At 51.6% G+C, this 1,346-nt stretch carries 1 protein-coding gene; it reads left to right on the top strand.

Going from position 1 to position 1,346, the window contains the following annotated elements:
* Nucleotides 1–170: 170 nt before the first annotated feature.
* Nucleotides 171–1,121 carry a D-2-hydroxyacid dehydrogenase gene (locus HMPREF2907_RS02470; protein WP_070679698.1) on the top strand — a complete coding sequence of 317 codons (951 nt, stop codon included), beginning with the start codon at nucleotides 171–173 and terminating at the stop codon, nucleotides 1,119–1,121.
* Nucleotides 1,122–1,346: the final 225 nt, after the last annotated feature.

The raw sequence follows: 1,346 nt of genomic DNA, 5'->3' as shown, positions 1-1,346 counted from the left end.
TGAAGCACCAAGTGAATCGGTTCCGTACTAGCTGTACTGTCTGCGGCTTCATCGCCTTGTCCTGATTTTTGTTAATCCACTATAACTATTCTCAACTGCGCCGTATATTTTGAATATTTTATTCAATATTAGTTTATTTAAATCATTATTTTATTTTTGATAGGTAAAACATGAATCCGCTGTGCATTGCCGTTCTCGACCGCGACACGCTTGCCGACCGTCCGTTTGACTTTGATTTTCCACATACTTTAAGCAGCTATGGCTCGACCGAAGCGCATCAGACCGCCGAGCGCATACAGGGCGCGGACATCATCATTACCAACAAAGTCGTGATTTCTGCCGAACACATCGCCGCCAATCCGCAGCTTAAACTGATTGCGCTAGCCGCGACGGGCGTCAACAACGTTGACCTTGCCGCCGCCAAACAAGCGGGCGTGAGCGTGTGCAACATCCGCGCCTACGGCAACGAATCGGTAGCGGAACACGCCTTTATGCTGATGATTACCCTGATGCGCAACCTGCCCGCCTATCAGCGCGACGTTGCTGCCGGAGTATGGGAAAAATCGCCGTTTTTCTGCCATTTCGGCGCGCCGATGCGCGATTTGAACCGCAAAACGCTGGCAATTTTCGGTCGCGGCAACATCGGGCAGACGCTGGCAACTTATGCACAGGCATTCAAAATGAAGGTTGTATTCGCCGAACACAAACACGCCGAAACCGTCCGCGACGGCTACGTTTCCTTTGACGAAGCCATCCGCACCGCCGACGCGCTGTCGCTGCATTGCCCGCTCACGCCGGAAACGGCAAACATGATAGGCGAAGCCGAGTTGCAGCAGATGAAGCCCGGCGCCGTCATCATCAACTGCGGGCGCGGCGGACTGGTGGACGAACACGCGCTCATCGCCGCCTTGAAATACGGACAAATCGGCGGCGCGGGCTTCGACGTGTTGACACAAGAGCCGCCGCGCGACGGCAATCCTTTGCTGAAAGCCCGCCTACCCAACCTGATCGTTACCCCGCACGTCGCCTGGGCAAGCCAAGAGGCGATCAACCGCCTGTTTGACATCCTTGTGGACAACATCAACCGCTTCGTCGCAGGCAATCCGCAGAATCTGGTTTGATGCCGACCGCCCCCAGTCCTGTTGATAATTTTGTGAACAATTTAAAAGGTCGTCTGAAAGTTTTCAGACGACCTTTTTGTATATTGATATTTTTCAACGAATTAGGTTTAATTTGATTGAATTGGAGTTAGGTTTAAATTGTGGATAAGTTGTGAGCAATCCGTGGATTTTATCAAAAACCGATGCTTTCAAACGGCAAAGGTCGTCTGAAACCTGAATCTTGGT

Origin of the sequence: Neisseria sp. HMSC055H02, from assembly GCF_001813335.1 — a bacterium.
Lineage (GTDB): Bacteria > Pseudomonadota > Gammaproteobacteria > Burkholderiales > Neisseriaceae > Neisseria > Neisseria sicca_C.
Note: the sequence above shows the minus strand (reverse complement) of the source record. Positions and strands in the feature narration are given on the sequence as shown.

Coding starts and splice junctions, on each gene's coding strand:
- HMPREF2907_RS02470 (WP_070679698.1), top strand. CDS start 171: ATGAATCCGCTGTGCATTGCCGTTCTCGACCGCGACACGCTTGCCGAC.